The sequence below is a fragment of the Megasphaera hexanoica genome (assembly GCF_043520715.1).
GTDB lineage: Bacteria > Bacillota > Negativicutes > Veillonellales > Megasphaeraceae > Megasphaera > Megasphaera hexanoica.
This window is the reverse complement of sequence record NZ_CP171361.1, coordinates 912028-928199: the sequence shown is the minus strand read 5'-3', so window position 1 is coordinate 928199 and position 16172 is coordinate 912028. Positions and strand designations below refer to the sequence as shown.

Sequence of the window (16172 nt, the reverse complement as noted above, 5' to 3'; positions counted from 1 at the left end):
CGCTACTCTCCCTTGGTTATCTTCGCATGGCCCTGCACCGTTACCTGATCCAGGGATGCGTTGGTTTCAAACGAATCACCGCTTACCGCCGTTTTATCATGGCGAGTCAGCAGCACTTTGCCGCCTTTGATAAGCCGTGTATCCATATTATAATACACACTGCCCTCAGTCTGCAATGTATCTCCTTTATCGGTCGAAGCTTCAATAGGCTGTTTCAGCTCAATGGTTTTCTTGGCCCGGTCTACGATGCCCAGTTTCGCTGTCACCGTAAGCTCAGTCCCGTCTTTTTCCCAGATTTCAGCTTTTGGGCTGGTAAAATACATTTTCTGTGTCTTGGGATCGACCTGGATTTTCTCTGATGACAGCCGCCATACCAGACGGTCCCCGTCTTTTTCTTCGATTTCCGAACCCTGGAATTCGACCAGGTCATCGCTGCGGGGCGTATCTTCTACCTGCGTCGGCGCCGATTTCATGAACCAGTATAACATGCCGGCAAATAAAATCAAAACGACTGCCACGAGAATGGCTATTTTATTTTGTATCAGTTTCTGCCGTATGTTCACTGTCCTTCACCGCTCCTTCTTTCTGCAGCGCAATGATATCTTCCGGTTCCGTGCTCCAGCGGTGCTGGAACCAGAGCCATTCCGTAGGATGTTCTTTAATGAATTTTTCCGTCAGTACTGCCATTTTTCGCGTCATGCTGGCAATATCTTCTTCCTTGTTCCCCGTATCTTCAAAATGCATGATTTCACCGATTGCCAGATGAGTGCGATGGTTTTCATCATGAATGGTAAAGACAGGGACGATGGGAGAATGAAATTTCTGGGCAAACATGGCCGGCCCTTTCGGCGTGGAACTCATTTTTCCCAGGAATGGCTGGGGCACGCCATGAAAGCCGCCGTCCTGATCGGCCAGGAACCCCAGCAGTTTCTTCCGCTTCAGCGCCCGGGCGGCAATGATCATTTCATTTCCCCCGCGGGCGAAGACTTCCAGGCCCATGCCTTCCCGGTTTTCATTCAGAAGACGCGTAATGGACGAGTTGGCCTGGTTCTTGACGATAGTCGAAGCCGGATAGCCATACATGGCCAGTGCTCCCAGCCATTCCCAGTTGCCGATATGACCGGTAAGGATGATGACGCCTTTATCTTCTTTCATGGCTTCATCGAGGCGTTCCGGATGATCGAGGGTGACGTATTCAGAAATATTGCCGGGATTCAGGTTGGGCGTATAGAGGATTTCCAATGCTGACTGGCCCAGATTGCAAAACAATTCATCTACGATGCGGCGGGCCTCTTCTTCACTGCATTCCAGTCCCCGCACAGCCTGAAAGATGGCTCTGTCATATTGCTTTTTCATAATCCGGCTGACTAAAGGACCCAGCCTGCGTCCTAATGAAATGACTGTCGGGTAGGACAGATGACGGATTCCTCTGCCAATGGCCCGCATTACGTAATACTGCCATTCCGAAAACACGATGCAGACGCTCCTTTCCTTACTGTTTAAATTCGGCAGTGCCGGTCAGAAAATGATTCACTATATCGTCCCAGATGCCCTGGTTTTTTAAAATATACTCTACCAGCTCACGCAGCGCGCCGTATCCGCCCCGGAAGTTGGAAACGAAGGCGGCTGCCTTGCAGGCTTCTTCACAACCGTCACAGGGAGCGGCACCGAAACCGACGTTGCGGATAAGAGAAATGTCATTCAGGTCATCGCCCATGTAGGATACTTCTTCCATGGCAATACCCGTTTCCCTGCACAGCTGGCGCAGGGCCTGAAGTTTATCCCGGGCATCCTGGATAACATAGTCGATATGCAGGTCCTTGGCCCGCTGTTCTACCATAGGGGATCTGCGCCCTGTAATCAACGCCGTTTTCAGCCCGGCCATACGGGCCAGGGAAATTCCCATGCCATCGCGGGCAGAAAAGCCTTTCATGGCATCTCCCGCCGGGCTGTAGTAGATAATGCCGTCGGTCAGGACGCCATCGACATCGAGGGCCAGCAGTTTTATCTGTGTCAGGTATTTCATCAGACCACTCCCTGCCGCAGCAAATCGGTCAGATGGATCATCCCGACGGCCTTGTGGTCTTTATCTACTACGGGCAGTACCGTAATAGGCCGGGGCTGATTCTTTTCCATGATGTGCATGGCTTCGGCCGCCAGCTTGTCATTGGTAATGGTGCGCGGACTTTTGGTCATCATAGCATCGACGGGCCATTGCAGGAAATTGGAACCCGTTTCCAGCCCGCGCCGTACGTCGCCATCGGTCACGAGGCCGATAAGGACTCCATCTTCATCGACGACCGATACGGCACCGAGTCCTTTTTCGGTCATCATGAACAGGGCATCCTGGACGGTGCTGTCTTCGCTGATGACCGGATTATCTTCACCTTTATGCATGACGTTTTCTACGGTCAGGAGCAGCTTGCGGCCCAGAGATCCACCGGGATGGAAAATGGCAAACTGGTCTTTCGTAAAATGATGGCACGAAAGGAGGACGACTGCCAGGGCATCGCCCAGGGCCAGGGCCACGGTCGTGCTCGTCGTCGGAGCCAGTCCCAGCGGGCAGGCTTCTTTTTCTACGGAAGCGTCAAGGATGACGTCGGAATTCTTTGCCAGTGTCGAGTTGTGTTCGCCGACGATGGCGATAACCTTTGCACCGATGCGCTTCAGACTGGGCAGCATATTCAGTACTTCCCGCGTTTCACCGCTCTTGGAAATGGCCAGGACCACATCGTCGCCGGTCACCATCCCCAGATCGCCGTGAATGGCTTCACCGGGATGAAGGAAAATAGCCGGCGTACCCGTGCTGGCCATGGTGGCGGAAATCTTCCGGGCAATATGGCCGGATTTCCCCATGCCGGTTACGACGACGCGGCCTTTGGATTCCATAATCAGATTGATGGCATTGACAAAATTCTGGTCCAATTTGGGAATCAGGTTTTCAATGCCTCTCGCTTCCTGCTGCAATACATCTTTTGCTTCTTGTAATATATCCATGTCTTTCACCTCTGTTATTATTTCATGGCCGTAGACGCGCTTTTATCGGCAATGGCCTTGATAGCCATCATATCACGCAGCAGCCCTTCTACCTGTGTCAGATAGAGCATGTTAGGACCATCGCAAAGCGCTTCTTCCGGATTGTCATGTACTTCCATGAATACGCCGTCGATGCCGGAACCAGCCGCCGCTCTGGCCAGGTTGCCAATGAACTGGCGCTGGCCGGAAGAATGGGTACCGGCTCCGCCGGGCAGCTGGACGCTGTGGGTAGCATCAAAGACGACAGGATAGCCGAATTCACGCATGATGGGGAAGCTGCGCATATCTACGACGAGATTGTGATAGCCAAGGGATACGCCCCGTTCGGTCAGAATGATGTTTTCATTGCCTTCGTGACTGATTTTTTCTGCCACGTTTTTCATATCCGACGGCGCCATGAACTGCCCTTTTTTGACGTTGATACATTTTCCCGTGCGGGCCGCTGCCTGCAGCAAATCAGTCTGCCGGCAGAGGAAAGCCGGTATCTGCAGGATATCGAGGACTTCTGCCGCCGGTTCTGCCTGGCTGGCATCGTGGATGTCACTGACAACGGGTATCTGTAATTCTTCCTTGACGGCTTTGAGGATTTTCAGCCCTTCTGTAAGGCCCGGGCCGCGGAACGATTTCCAGCTCGAACGGTTAGCTTTATCAAAAGAAGCTTTGAATATATAGGGAAGGCCGAGACGGCTGCAGATGGCTTTCATTTCTCTGCCGATGCGCAGCACCCGTTCCGGGTCCTCTATGACGCAGGGACCGGCCATGACGAATAGTCTGCCGTCGCCGCCGATTTGCCTGTTTCCTACCTGTACTGCTTTCATGATTGGGACTCCTTTGCAAAATATTCACGGATATGTTCCAGATCTTCCGGCGTATCGATGCCGATAAATTCTTGCTCTGTCGTGATAACTTTTATCTTATAGCCATTTTCCAAAACGCGCAACTGTTCCAGCGATTCTACTTCTTCTGCCGGTGTCGGTTCCATAGAAGCATACTGCAGCAGGAAATCCCGGCGGTATGCGTAAATGCCGATATGCTTGTACGGCCGTACGGCATCATGGAAGGGATGACGGGGATAAGGAATGAGGGAACGGGAAAAATACATGGCTTCGTTCCGCTTGTTCATGACGACTTTCACCGCGCTGGGATCGTCATACTCGTCTTCTTTAAGCGGCGTCGCCACCGTCGCCATCATGAGAGAATCGTCTTCTTCAAAGGTCTGGCACAGGGCATCGATGACTTCTGGCGTGATGAGCGGTTCATCCCCCTGAACGTTCACGATGACATCGGCGTCGGGGTAATGCCCCACCGCTTCTGCCAGTCGATCCGTACCGTTGGCATGGTCTTCCCGGGTCATGACGGCATGGCCGCCAAAGGTGACGACCGTATCATATACGCGGGGATTATCGACGGCCACTACGACGGAAGATACTTTCCCGGCCTTTGCGGCCTGTTCATATACGCGCTGGATCAGCGGTTTGCCAACAATATCCGCCAGAGGTTTGCCCGGAAGACGCGTCGAAGCAAACCGTGCGGGAATGATGCAGATAAAGTTCATGTCGTTCCTCCTATATGATTGAGAATACAGGTCTGCAAAGCTTCTTCTCCTTTGCAGATCACTATTTCTATACCCAGTACCCATAGCGGGACCTGTCGTTCCAGTATATCCGATGCCGGCAGTTTGACGGCATCTTTTTCCGTCGTTACCAGTACGGATCCGCATTGGGCGGCCTTTTCTTCCATCATCCGTATATCCGCAGCGGTATAGGGATGATGGTCATCATAGCGGATACGGTCACCCAGATGGTATCCGCAGGCGCAGACCGTCGCTTCAAAGGAGGCGGGATTTCCCAGGGCCGATACGGCAGTTACTGTCGCCCCCACCGTAAGCTGGCTGCAGCCATGCCGGTCTTTCCGGCCTTCATACCAGTCTTTGAAGGAAATACACCAGGCCGGCTGATGAACCGCTTCGGCTACAGGGGCCGTCTCGTTATATTTCCGCAGGGTCTGGCAGATTTTCTCTTTTTCCTCGCGGCTGCATAAATCTGATTTGGTCAGGATGAAGAACCCGGCCCGCCGGAGATGTTCCATCGGCTCCCGCAGGATTCCTCTGGGGAGGAGATGACCGTTACCAAAAGGATTGGTGCTGTCGATGAGGACGATATCCAGATCCCGGGCCAGCTGCCAGTGCTGAAAGGCGTCGTCGAGGAGCAGCACCTGCGCTCCCAGCATGCGGACTGCCATCTGGCCTGTACGGGCCCGTTCCCTTCCGACCAGGACGGGAACGCCGGGAAGGCTGCGGGCCATGAGCAGGGCCTCATCGCCGCCAGCACGGGCATTTAGCAGGATATGCTCACCGTCGGACATGACCGCCGCTCCTTTTTCAGCCTGAGAGCGGTATCCCCTGTTCAGAAGGGCCGGCTTATATCCCTTCCGGCACAGCCATCTGGCCAGGTAGCACGCCGTAGGTGTCTTTCCAGTCCCGCCGGCAGTGATATTCCCCAGACTGATGACCGGGACTGACAGATGGGCCTGCTTTTCCGGGTGAGATACATAAGCTTGGTACCGGCGCCGTACGCCCCAGCCATAGAGCACCGAAAGACCGGAAAGGATTGCCAGCACAGGGCCGTCTTTCCAGCTATGGGGGGTATCTGCCATGAGATATCCCATATAGGCTGCTATTTTACTGTAGATAGACATGACATCATCTCCAGGCGTGAAGGTCATCCAGTATTTTTTGCAGTTCCGCCAGATTGCGGCGCGTCGCCCCCTGATTTTCCTGTACGATTTCAATACAGTGACGTTTCATATTTTCGGCCATCTGCCGGTCATCGACGATGCGCACACAGGTTCTGATGAATTCTTCTTCATTTTTGACCATGATACAGGCGCCGCGGCTGCTCAGCAGGTCGTAAATTTCCACAAAATTGAACATATTGGGGCCGACGACGATCGGTTTGGCATGAGCTGCCGGTTCAAGTATATTATGTCCTCCTATATGGGCCAGGCTGCCGCCGACGAATACCAGATCGCCCAGGCTGTATACCCGCCCCAGTTCGCCAATGGTATCGAGAATGACGCCTTCATAGGGACCGTCCATCTTCTTTCCTGCTTTCATTTCACTGCGTTTGGCCATGGTGATGCCATATTTCCGTCCTTCTTCCCGCACCAGGTCAGACTGGTAAATGTAGCGGGGGGCGATGATCAGACGGGCCTTCGGATGTTTTTCCCGTATGGCAGAAAAGGCCTTGTAGACGGATCCCGTTTCTCCCTTGTGGGTACTGCCGGCAATCATAATAGGATAATCGCTTTCCGAAAATCCCAGCTCAGCCAGGAATTTCTTCTTTTCTTCCGGCGTCACGATACCATAAGTCTGATCGTATTTCGTATTGCCCGTCACGATGACCTTATTGGGATCGGCTCCGATGTCGATGATATACTGGGCGTCAATCCGGCTCTGCATACAGAAAATACGGATGGACGACAAAACATGACGGGTAAAAAAGGTAATCAACCGGTACCGGGAAACACTGCGCTGACTGATACGGCCATTCATCATCATGATGGGGATTTTCTTGCGGTTGGCTATGCGCAGAAAATTCGGCCAGATTTCCGTTTCCACGAGAACGATGATTTTGGGGTTGACGATATTAAGGATACGGCCGGTCAGGTAAGGCAGATCCAGGGGAAAATACAGGATGCCGTCTGCCCCGTCTATGATCTGATGGGCCATGCGGAATCCCGTCGCCGTGACGACAGAAACGATGATGACTTCCTGGGGATGTTCTTTCCGCATTTCCCGCACAATCGGGCTGGCTGCCACGATTTCACCGACCGAAGCCGCATGGACCCAGATGGCGTGCCGGTCTGATATTTTTTTCTTCAGCTCATCTGGCAGAAAACCGATGCTCTGTTTGATGCGCTGATAAAATCCTTCTTCATGTATGAGGCGGTAGATGAGCACAGGAATGAGAGACGCCCAATACATGAGAAGCAGGATATTATACAGCCAGTACATCGATTTGACACGCAGGCGATTTAACATAGTTTTCAACCTTCCGCTTTTTCTTTAAACTGCACGGCATACAAATGAGCGTACAGGCCGCCTCTGGCCAGTAACTCTGCATGCGTTCCTTCTTCAACGATTCGTCCGTGATCGATGACGACGATTTTGTCGGCATCGCGTACGGTGCTCAGGCGATGGGCAATGACGACGGACGTACGGCCCTGCATGAGCCGTTCCAGTGCCGCCTGGACAATTTTTTCTGATTCCGTATCAAGAGCCGATGTCGCTTCATCGAGGATGAGGATGCGCGGATCTTTCAAAATGGCACGGGCAATGGCGATACGCTGGCGCTGGCCACCGGAAAGGGCATTGCCGCGGTCACCGACGATAGTGTCATAGCCATCGGGCAGTCGTGAAATGAATTCGTGGGCATTAGCCGCTTTGGCAGCCTGGACGATTTCATCATCAGTCGCGTCGAGGCGGCCGTACAGGATATTTTCCCGGACGGTAGCGTTGAACAGCATCGTTTCCTGCGGGACCAGGCCAATCTGCTGCCGCAGAGATTGGAAGGTCACATCGCGTACATCCGTACCGTCGATAGTCAGAGAACCACCGGTCACATCGTAAAACCGTGGCAGGAGATTGGCCACCGTCGATTTGCCGGCCCCGCTGGGACCGACGAGGGCAACGATTTCGCCCGGCTGGATTTCCAGATTAAAATCCGTCAGGGCCGGATGATCCGCATCATAGGCAAAGTCCACGTGATGAAAGCAGACATGGCCCTCTACGCGCGGAAGTTCGACAGCATCGTCTTTTTCCTTAACTTCCGGTTCCGTATCGAGGGTTTCAAAGACACGGTCCGCAGCGGCCAGTGATTTCTGGATATCACCGTAAATTTCACTGATACGGCGTACGGGATTTGCCAGGTTGATGGCATAAATCAGGAAGGCGATGAGCGCGCCGGCCGTCATTTCTCCGTTGATGACGCTCATGCCGCCGTACCAGATGATACCGGTCACGGCGATGGCGGCAAAGAACTGGATAAAGGGCGTCAGCATAGCCGTCAGCCGCGTCGTCGCCATGAGAGCCCAGAAATTGCTGTCATTCTGTACGACAAAGCGCTTGATTTCAAACTCTTCCCGGTTAAAAGAGCGGATAATGCGGATGCCGGAAATCGCTTCTTCCAGAAGGGCCGTAATATCGGCCATTTTCCCCTGGACTTTATGCCCGGCCTGGCGCAGCCGCCCGCCAAAGAAACGGATGGTAAAGACAACGAGGGGAACGATAACCAGCGTCAGCAGGGTCAGCTTCCAATACAAGTACAGCATGGAAGCGAGGGAGCCTACGAGGATGACCGCTTCCTGAACAAAGGAAATGAGGTTGCCGGCAATGGCCGTCTGCAGTGCCGTGACGTCGTTGGTCAGATTGCTCATGATATTGCCGGTCTTGCGCTTGTCGAAATACGACAGGGACAGTGTCTGTAAATGGCGGTACAATGCCTCACGGATATCGTTGACAATTTTCTGTCCGACAAAACTCATGAGGTATCGCTGGCCAAAATAGAAAAAGCCTCTGGCAAAGAACAGTGCCAGGATTCCGATGACGATGAGGTTAAGGGTAAATACGTCTTTATTAGCCAGTACCTTATCGATGACGTCCTTGATCAGCCAGGGCACGACGACGTTGCTCAGGCCGGAAAAGGCCATGCAGATGACGGCTACAACCAGTCTTTTTTTATAGGGAAGTACGAAACGTAACAGTCTTTTATAGCTTTGCCAGCTATTATATTGCTTCATGCAGTAGAATTCTCCTTAACGAATTGTAAAATAGTAGCAGCCGTGCGACGGACGGCCCCGGGCTCTCCCATTTCCCTGCGCACAGCCAGCATGGCTTCATGACGCTTCTGCCATGCCTGTTCGTCCGTCAGCAGGTGAATCATGTCCCGGGCTATCGCTTCCGGCGTCACTTCATTCTGCCAGAGTTCCGGCATGATACGGTGTCCCATGATGATATTGGGCAGGCCGATGCTCTTAATGTGTACGAGTACTTTCGACAGCCAGTACGTCAGATTCCCCACACGGTAAATGAGCAGGGTCGGAAGCCCCATGAGAGCCGTCTCCAGCGTAGCCGTTCCCGACGCAGCCACGGCAGCCGTACTGATATGCATCATATCATAGACGCCTTCTGCCGCGATGTGGACAGCCGGCCCGTCCTGGGGAATCAGGCTTTCCAGAAGGCTCCGGTCTATAGTGGAAGCTTCCGGCAGCAGGAACTGCACGTCCGGTATTTGTTCTGCTATGATGGCAGCCGCATCGAGCATGACCGGCAGCAGGCTCCGAACTTCCTGAAGACGGCTGCCCGGCATGAGAAGGATAGTCCGTTTCGACTCATCCAGGCCAAAGATGCGGATGGCTTCTTCCCGCGTCATAGACGGATGCACCGTATCGATCAGCGGGTGACCGGCATAGGCCACATGAGTGCCGATTTGTTCATACAACCGCGCTTCAAAGGGAAACAGTGAAATAGCTAGATCGGTATTTTCGGCTATGACTTTTCCCCGGCTTTTATGCCAGGCCCAGATAGTCGGAAGAATATAATAGATAACACGAATGCCGGCTTCCCGCGCCTTCTTGATGAGGCGCATATTAAATCCGGGATAATCGATACAGACTAGTACATCGGGCTTTTCTTTCCTCATCGTTTCGAGAAGAAAGTCCCGCAGGCGGAAGAAAAAGGGAATCTTGCGGATAATTTCTCCCACGCCGATAAATCCCAGATTTTTAATATCGTATACAATGCGTACGCCGGCTTCTGCCATGCGGGATCCGCCCATGCCCAGCAGTTCCACTTCCGGATCCAGCTCCTTCAGTGCCCGGGCCAGGTTGGCACCGTGCATATCCCCCGATGCTTCACCGGCTGAAAACATAATTTTCATAGAGACTCCTGTCAATACGTCTTATCAACGGCACAAATGCATATGCCCCGCCGGTCTGCCTCCGCCAGGACCTGTTCCTGTTCGACAAACAGCGTACGCCCCGCCTCAATAGCCAGAACGGTACAACCGCTCTCTATCATGCTACGGAGCGTCGTCATCCCCACGGCCGGCACATCGAAGCGCAGGTCCTGATTGGGCTTGGCTACTTTGACGACGACGGCATGGCCCCGGCCCAGCGCACCTCCACGGAGGATGCAGGCATCGGTCCCTTCAATAGCTTCCACGGCCATGACGGCTTTGTGCTTTACGACTACCGTCTGTCCTATATCCATGCCGCCCATGGCTTTGGCCGTGACAAAGCCAAAGCGGATATCATCCGATTCTTCCTCCGTCGGCGGCCGTTTAGATAATACGCCGGCACAGGGCATAAGGGGCTTCAGATACTGCGTCTGATCAACGACTTCAATACCATCTCTGGCCAGTTCATCGACGATAGCCAGCATAATCGTATCGTCTTTCCGGTTGCGCAGGCGTCCCAGTAATTTCAACGCCCGCATGTCAGGCATCTTCAGTCCTTTGAAGAGGATTTCCTTTGTCACTTTCCCTATCATCGTGACTTTATCTACATCATGACTGCGCAGTGTCTTTATGATCTTATTGAGCTTGGCTACATTGATTTCGTAGTAAACATCGGCTTCTTTTGCCAGTTCCGGCGCTACATCAGGCACGACGGCAATGACGACTACGGCATGGCCGCTCTGCTGTGCAGCCCGCATAAACGCCACGGGAAGATTGCCGATTCCGGCCAGTAACCCTACTTTTTCCATGTATATCTCATCCTTATTCTACATAATCAAAACTCATCAGTATATTATACCAAAAAAACACGTATCCTGTCATCACGATGAAGAAACACCATAAAAAAAGGGCGGCAAGGCCGAGCCTTACCTGCCCTCATACATGTTCAATCTTTGGTTCCCCGCATAATACCCCGTTCGGCATTGCGCAGGAAGCGCAGCAGATGTTCCACTTCTTCGCAGCTATCCAGCTCTTGTTCCATCTCGGCAATCGCCTGTCCCAGATTCAGTCCGGAACGATAGAGGATGCGGAAAGCTTTTTTTAATTCACGCCGTACATCATCAGACATGCCAGCCCGGGAAAGGCCGACGCTGTTGAGCCCGATGACGCGGGCAGGCTGGCCATCAGCGATGACAAAAGGCGGAATATCCTGCACGACCTTTGCCAGACCGCCAATCATGCTGTTGCGGCCAACTTTGACGAACTGGTGGACACCAGCAATGCCGCCGATGACAACCCGGTCTTCTACAGTGACATGACCGGCCAGACCGGCACAGTTGCTCATGATGACATGATTTCCTACGACGCAGTTGTGAGCTACATGGGTACATGCCTGGAAAAGGCAGTCACTGCCGATGCGCGTTTCTTCGCCTTCGCCAGTCGCTGTGCTGACCGTTACAAATTCACGGAAAACAGACCGGTCACCAATGATCAGATAACTCTTTTCACCATGATATTTTAAATCCTGTGGTTCCGACCCAATAGAACAGCTCGGGAAGAAACGGCAGTTTTCGCCTATCGTCGTCCAGCCATCAATGGTAACGTGGGCCATGACCTCCGTACCAGCCCCGATTTTTACATGAGGGCCGATGACAGCATAAGGACCTATTTTCACGCCAGGACCGATTTCTGCTTGTGGATCTATAATAGCCGTTGGATGGATCATGCTCTGCGGCATGTTTTCTTTTTCCTCGGTCATTAGAGTCACTCCTTGCTACCCTGTCTGACAGACAGGTGCATAAAAAATTATAGTAATATAATATAAAATCCGTAAAGGCCATACAAAATGTAACCGTAAAAAAAGTAAGATTATATCGTGTTATCTCTTCTATCCACTTTTTTTCTGCAAATTCTGCGTTAATCCGGCCTATTTCTTATTTTCTCGGTTCCTGTCCCGGCATCAGGGCAAAGAGATATTCCCCTTCTGCGCACAGAATGTCCCCTACGTGGGACTGGGCCTTGACTTTTCCCATACGGCCCTTGATTTTTACGATATCCGCCCGCATGACGATCTGATCGCCGGGACGGACGGGATGGCGGAAACGGAGTTTATCAATCCCTGTAAAGAAAGGAATGAGCCCGCGGTTTTCTTCCGGATACAAGAGGGCTACGCCGCCTACCTGAGCCATGGCTTCTGCCAGAAGTACACCGGGCATGACCGGTTTTCCCGGAAAATGTCCCTGGAAAAACAGTTCGTCAAAGGTTGCATTTTTAATACCAATAGCGTACTTCATCGGTTCGAGTTCAATAATACGGTCAACGAGCAGCATCGGATAGCGGTGTGGTAATATTTCCATGATATCCGTTACTTCTAATGTTTTTTCGATTGCCATCTGTAAATTCCTCCCTTAATTCATTTCTTCACTGATCTGTCGTGCCAGCATATTATTCAATTTATGACTCGATTTGACAGCGATGATATGTCCTTTCAAAGGCCGGCCCAGGAGAGCCATGTCCCCGATGACATCCAGGACTTTGTGCCGGACCAGTTCATCGTCGCTCCGCAACACGGACAAGCACGCTGTATCATCATAAACAATCGTATTTTCCAGAGTACCGCCTTTTCCAAGTCCCAGCTTTTTCAGCATATCCAATTCTCTGGTAAAGGCAATAGTACGGGCAAAAGCTATATCGCGGATATAGCTTTCCTTGGTAATTTCTGTATCGCTGAACTGTACTCCCAGCATCGGATGAGGATTGATAGAAGTAAAGGTAATGCGGAATCCGTCATAGGGAAGAACGGCAATGAATTTATCTTCTTCCTGCACGAGATGCTGCCGGCGCACAGCCAGAACATGCCGCGGTGTATCCAGATTCCGTATACCGGCCTTTTCAATCAGTCTGACAAAGGTCAGGCTGCTTCCGTCCGCTACAGGCGGTTCAACAGAATCCATTTCTACAATACAATTATCGACAGCCATGCCCTGCAATGCCGAAAGCAGATGTTCTACCGTAAATACTTTGGCTTCTCCCCGTTCCAGTGTCGTCGCCCTCATGGTATTGGTCACATAGGCTAACTGTGCAGGTACCGATGGCCTATCTGCCAGGTCTGTCCTGACAAATACAATCCCCGTGTCAGCCGGGGCCGGGCGCAATACCATGTGGACTTCATTGGCAGCATGCAGGCCGATACCACTGTATGAAACCGGCTGGGCCAGTGTCGTTTGTACCACATTAGTCATTCCTACGCCCCTCCTTTCTGGATGCAAAATGTTTCTTTTTTATTCATACTTATTTATTATACATTATTTCAGTCATAGTGACTAGTAAAAATTTCACCCGGCCGTCTTTTAAAAAGAATCCCGTTCCTGCCGCAGAAAACGAAAGACTGCCGTTCCCTGTTGAGGACGGCAGTCTTTCGTTGCTGTGTTTATTTGATTAACTCATAGACAGAGGAAACCACAGAATTCCATGATTGGAGCTGTCCTTCTTCTCCTGTTACGACGGCCTTTCCTGAAGCAATCTGACGGGCCACCGATTCCGGTGCCGTTCCGTTGTAGGTACGGCGTTGGGCCACACAGGTTTCGATATCGAGATAATGATGAATATCCTGTTCAAAGAGCGGGCTCATGGCCTGCAGTTCTTCCAGGCTGAGCTGCTGCAGCACCTTGCCGTGTTCAATGCAGTAATGCACGGCTTTGCCGACGACGGCATGGGCTTCGCGGAAGGGCAGTCCCTTCTTAGCCAGGTAATCGGCCATATCGGTTGCATTGGAAAAATCTTTTTCCAGGACATCCCGCATGTGTTTGCCATTGACAGTCATCTTATCGATCATCGCCGCATAGATAGTCAGGGCAAACTTCAGATTATCAATGGCATCAAAAACGCCTTCTTTATCTTCCTGCATATCCTTATCATAGGCCATGGGGATTCCCTTCATCATGGTCAGTACTGCCATGAGATGGCCATAGAATCGGCCCGTTTTGCCGCGGACGAGTTCACAGATATCGGGATTCTTCTTCTGCGGCATGATAGAAGAACCGGTGCAATGGGAATCGTCAAGTTCGATGAACTTGAATTCCGAGCTGGACCAGAGAATGAACTCTTCGGAAAGACGGCTCAGGTGCATCATGAGGACAGCGGCAAATTCCAGGAAAACAATGATATAATCGCGGTCACTGACAGCATCCATACTGTTATCATACAATTTACCGAAATGGAGTACATCGGCAACATAGGGCTGGTCCAGGGGATAGGTCGTCCCTGCCAGTGCCCCCGCCCCGAGAGGCATCCGGTCGGCCATGTTCCAGGCAAACTGCAGATGCTCAAAATCACGGGACAGCATGGAAAAATACGCCATGAGGTGATGACTGAACAAGATCGGCTGAGCCCGCTGCAAATGCGTGTACCCCGGCATGATGACATCGCTATATTTTTCCGCCGCTTTCACGATGGATTGCTGCAGCTGGATGAGCAGCCCTGCCACATCGGCAATTTCCCGGCGCAGGTACAGATGCGTATCGAGCGCTACCTGGTCATTGCGGCTGCGGCCGGTATGCAGGCGCTTGCCTGCTTCGCCGATGGCATCAGTCAGCCGCTTTTCTATATTCATGTGAATATCTTCCAGCTCAATGGAAAATTCGAATTCATCATGCTCAATCTGTTCAAATATCTGTTTCAGTCCGTTTACGATAGCATCTTTATCCGCATCAGAGATAATCCCCTGACGGGCCAGCATCGTCGCATGAGCGATGCTGCCGCAGATATCTTCTGCATACATACGGCAATCAAACTGAATGGATGCATTGAATGCTTCTACATTTTTATCCGTTGCCTTCGTAAACCGGCCACCCCATAACTTCATCAGAAAATCGCTCCTTATTTGTTCTTCTTTTCGTTCTTCTGCATCATCAGAGCACGCATGGTCAGCGGCAGACCAAAGAGGTTGATGAAGCCGCCGGCATCTTTCTGGTCGTATACATCGTCTTCACCAAAGGTGACATATTCTTCACTGTAGAGAGAATAGGGCGACGAAGAACCAGCACTGATGATATTGCCTTTATACAATTTCAATTTTACCGTGCCGCTGCAGGTCTTCTGCGTTTCATCGACGAACGCAGCCAGTGCTTCGCGGAGCGGGGAGAACCACATGCCGTCGTATACGAGTTCAGCGTATTTATTGGCAACGTGTTCTTTGAAGTGATACGTAGCTCTGTCCAGTGTCAGATATTCCAATTCTCTGTGGGCATACATGATGATGGCACCGCCCGGGTTTTCATAAATGCCACGGCTCTTCAGGCCTACGAGACGGTTTTCTACGAGGTCTACGATGCCGATGCCGTTCTTGGCACCGATGGCATTGAGGGTCGTGATCAGTTCGAGAGCATCCATCTTTTTGCCGTTGACGGCTACGGGAATCCCTTTTTCAAAAGTGAGTTCGACGTATTCCGGCGTATCCGGTGCTTTTTCCGGCTGTGTCGTGACCATGTATACCATATCTTTCGGGGCATTGGCCGGATTTTCCAGATCGTCGCCTTCATGGCTCAGATGCCAGATATTCCAGTCCATGCTGTACGGATAGGGATTTTCTTCCGATTTGTAATCGACAGGAACGTTATGTGCTTCTGCATATTTGATTTCGTCTTCCCGCGATTTGAGATCCCAGATTCTCCAGGGAGCAATCAGTTTGATTTCCGGAGCCAGAGCCTTGACGGTCAGTTCAAACCGTACCTGGTCGTTGCCTTTGCCGGTTGCACCATGGGCAATAGCGTCGGCGCCTTCTTTTTTAGCGATTTCGACGAGCTTCTTGGAAATAAGCGGCCGTGCAAAGGAGGTGCCCAGGAGATACTTTCCTTCATATACGGCATCAGCTTTGACGCAGGGCCATACATAGTCTTCCATAAACTCTTTCTTAATATCCATAATATAAGCTTTGGATGCGCCCGATTTGATGGCTTTCTTTTCAATAGCTTCAAAGTCGTCAGGCTGTCCTACATCGGCACAGGCTGCAATAACTTCCGCACCGGGATAATTTTCTTTCAGCCATGGAATAATGCAGGATGTATCCAAACCACCAGAATATGCTAACACGATTTTTTTAATTTCACTCATAATCGGTTCCTCCTCTAAACATCAGCAATTTGTGTCTTTCAACTGTCTACGTGTGATAGTATACAACCA

General features: G+C 51.6%; 16 protein-coding genes. All 16 read right to left on the bottom strand.

Features of this window, described 5'->3' with window-relative positions; translation table 11 throughout:
• Nucleotides 1–2: 2 nt before the first annotated feature.
• Nucleotides 3–563, bottom strand: coding sequence for an LPS export ABC transporter periplasmic protein LptC (lptC, locus tag ACGTIC_RS04350; protein WP_234995341.1), 561 nt, complete (start codon nucleotides 561–563; stop codon nucleotides 3–5).
• The gene (locus ACGTIC_RS04345; protein ID WP_072235730.1) at nucleotides 532–1473 is read right to left on the bottom strand and encodes a lysophospholipid acyltransferase family protein; all 942 of its coding nucleotides are present in this window, start codon (nucleotides 1471–1473) and stop codon (nucleotides 532–534) included. The genes lptC and ACGTIC_RS04345 overlap by 32 nt, the downstream gene beginning before the upstream one ends.
• 19 nt (nucleotides 1474–1492) lie before the next feature.
• Nucleotides 1493–2026, bottom strand: coding sequence for an HAD family hydrolase (locus ACGTIC_RS04340; protein WP_113855465.1), 534 nt, complete (start codon nucleotides 2024–2026; stop codon nucleotides 1493–1495).
• Nucleotides 2026–2997: an SIS domain-containing protein gene (locus ACGTIC_RS04335; protein ID WP_059076779.1), complete on the bottom strand. Its 972-nt coding sequence runs from the start codon at nucleotides 2995–2997 to the stop codon at nucleotides 2026–2028. Before ACGTIC_RS04335 ends, ACGTIC_RS04340 begins: the two co-directional genes overlap by 1 nt.
• Before the next feature lie 17 nt (nucleotides 2998–3014).
• Nucleotides 3015–3854, bottom strand: coding sequence for a 3-deoxy-8-phosphooctulonate synthase (gene kdsA / locus ACGTIC_RS04330; RefSeq protein WP_059076778.1), 840 nt, complete (start codon nucleotides 3852–3854; stop codon nucleotides 3015–3017).
• Nucleotides 3851–4591: a 3-deoxy-manno-octulosonate cytidylyltransferase gene (kdsB, locus tag ACGTIC_RS04325; protein WP_113855464.1), complete on the bottom strand. Its 741-nt coding sequence runs from the start codon at nucleotides 4589–4591 to the stop codon at nucleotides 3851–3853. Before kdsB ends, kdsA begins: the two co-directional genes overlap by 4 nt.
• Nucleotides 4588–5733, bottom strand: a complete 1146-nt coding sequence (gene lpxK, locus ACGTIC_RS04320; protein ID WP_113855463.1) for a tetraacyldisaccharide 4'-kinase — start codon at nucleotides 5731–5733, stop codon at nucleotides 4588–4590. Before lpxK ends, kdsB begins: the two co-directional genes overlap by 4 nt.
• Before the next feature lie 4 nt (nucleotides 5734–5737).
• The gene (locus tag ACGTIC_RS04315; RefSeq protein WP_059076808.1) at nucleotides 5738–7051 is read right to left on the bottom strand and encodes a 3-deoxy-D-manno-octulosonic acid transferase; all 1314 of its coding nucleotides are present in this window, start codon (nucleotides 7049–7051) and stop codon (nucleotides 5738–5740) included.
• Nucleotides 7052–7083: 32 nt separating this feature from the next.
• On the bottom strand, nucleotides 7084–8835 hold the full coding sequence (msbA, locus tag ACGTIC_RS04310) for a lipid A export permease/ATP-binding protein MsbA (protein WP_113855462.1): 1752 nt from the start codon (nucleotides 8833–8835) through the stop codon (nucleotides 7084–7086).
• Nucleotides 8832–9974 (bottom strand): lipid-A-disaccharide synthase, encoded by a 1143-nt coding sequence (gene lpxB / locus ACGTIC_RS04305; protein WP_059076774.1) that lies wholly within the window; start codon nucleotides 9972–9974, stop codon nucleotides 8832–8834. Before lpxB ends, msbA begins: the two co-directional genes overlap by 4 nt.
• A gap of 11 nt (nucleotides 9975–9985) precedes the next feature.
• Entirely contained in the window at nucleotides 9986–10801 is an 816-nt protein-coding gene (locus tag ACGTIC_RS04300) for an LpxI family protein (RefSeq protein WP_113855461.1), read from the bottom strand.
• 137 nt (nucleotides 10802–10938) lie between these two features.
• A complete protein-coding gene (lpxA, locus tag ACGTIC_RS04295; RefSeq protein WP_059076772.1) occupies nucleotides 10939–11751 on the bottom strand; it encodes an acyl-ACP--UDP-N-acetylglucosamine O-acyltransferase in 813 nt (270 codons plus the stop codon).
• Between the two features lie 175 nt (nucleotides 11752–11926).
• Nucleotides 11927–12385, bottom strand: coding sequence for a 3-hydroxyacyl-ACP dehydratase FabZ (gene fabZ, locus ACGTIC_RS04290; protein WP_113855460.1), 459 nt, complete (start codon nucleotides 12383–12385; stop codon nucleotides 11927–11929).
• Nucleotides 12386–12400: 15 nt separating this feature from the next.
• Nucleotides 12401–13234 (bottom strand): UDP-3-O-acyl-N-acetylglucosamine deacetylase, encoded by an 834-nt coding sequence (gene lpxC / locus ACGTIC_RS04285; protein ID WP_113855459.1) that lies wholly within the window; start codon nucleotides 13232–13234, stop codon nucleotides 12401–12403.
• Between the two features lie 188 nt (nucleotides 13235–13422).
• Complete coding sequence (argH, locus tag ACGTIC_RS04280; protein ID WP_113855458.1) at nucleotides 13423–14856, bottom strand: argininosuccinate lyase; 1434 nt, start codon at nucleotides 14854–14856, stop codon at nucleotides 13423–13425.
• Nucleotides 14857–14870: 14 nt separating this feature from the next.
• Complete coding sequence (locus ACGTIC_RS04275) at nucleotides 14871–16103, bottom strand: argininosuccinate synthase (protein ID WP_059076768.1); 1233 nt, start codon at nucleotides 16101–16103, stop codon at nucleotides 14871–14873.
• Between the last annotated feature and the right edge of the window lie 69 nt (nucleotides 16104–16172).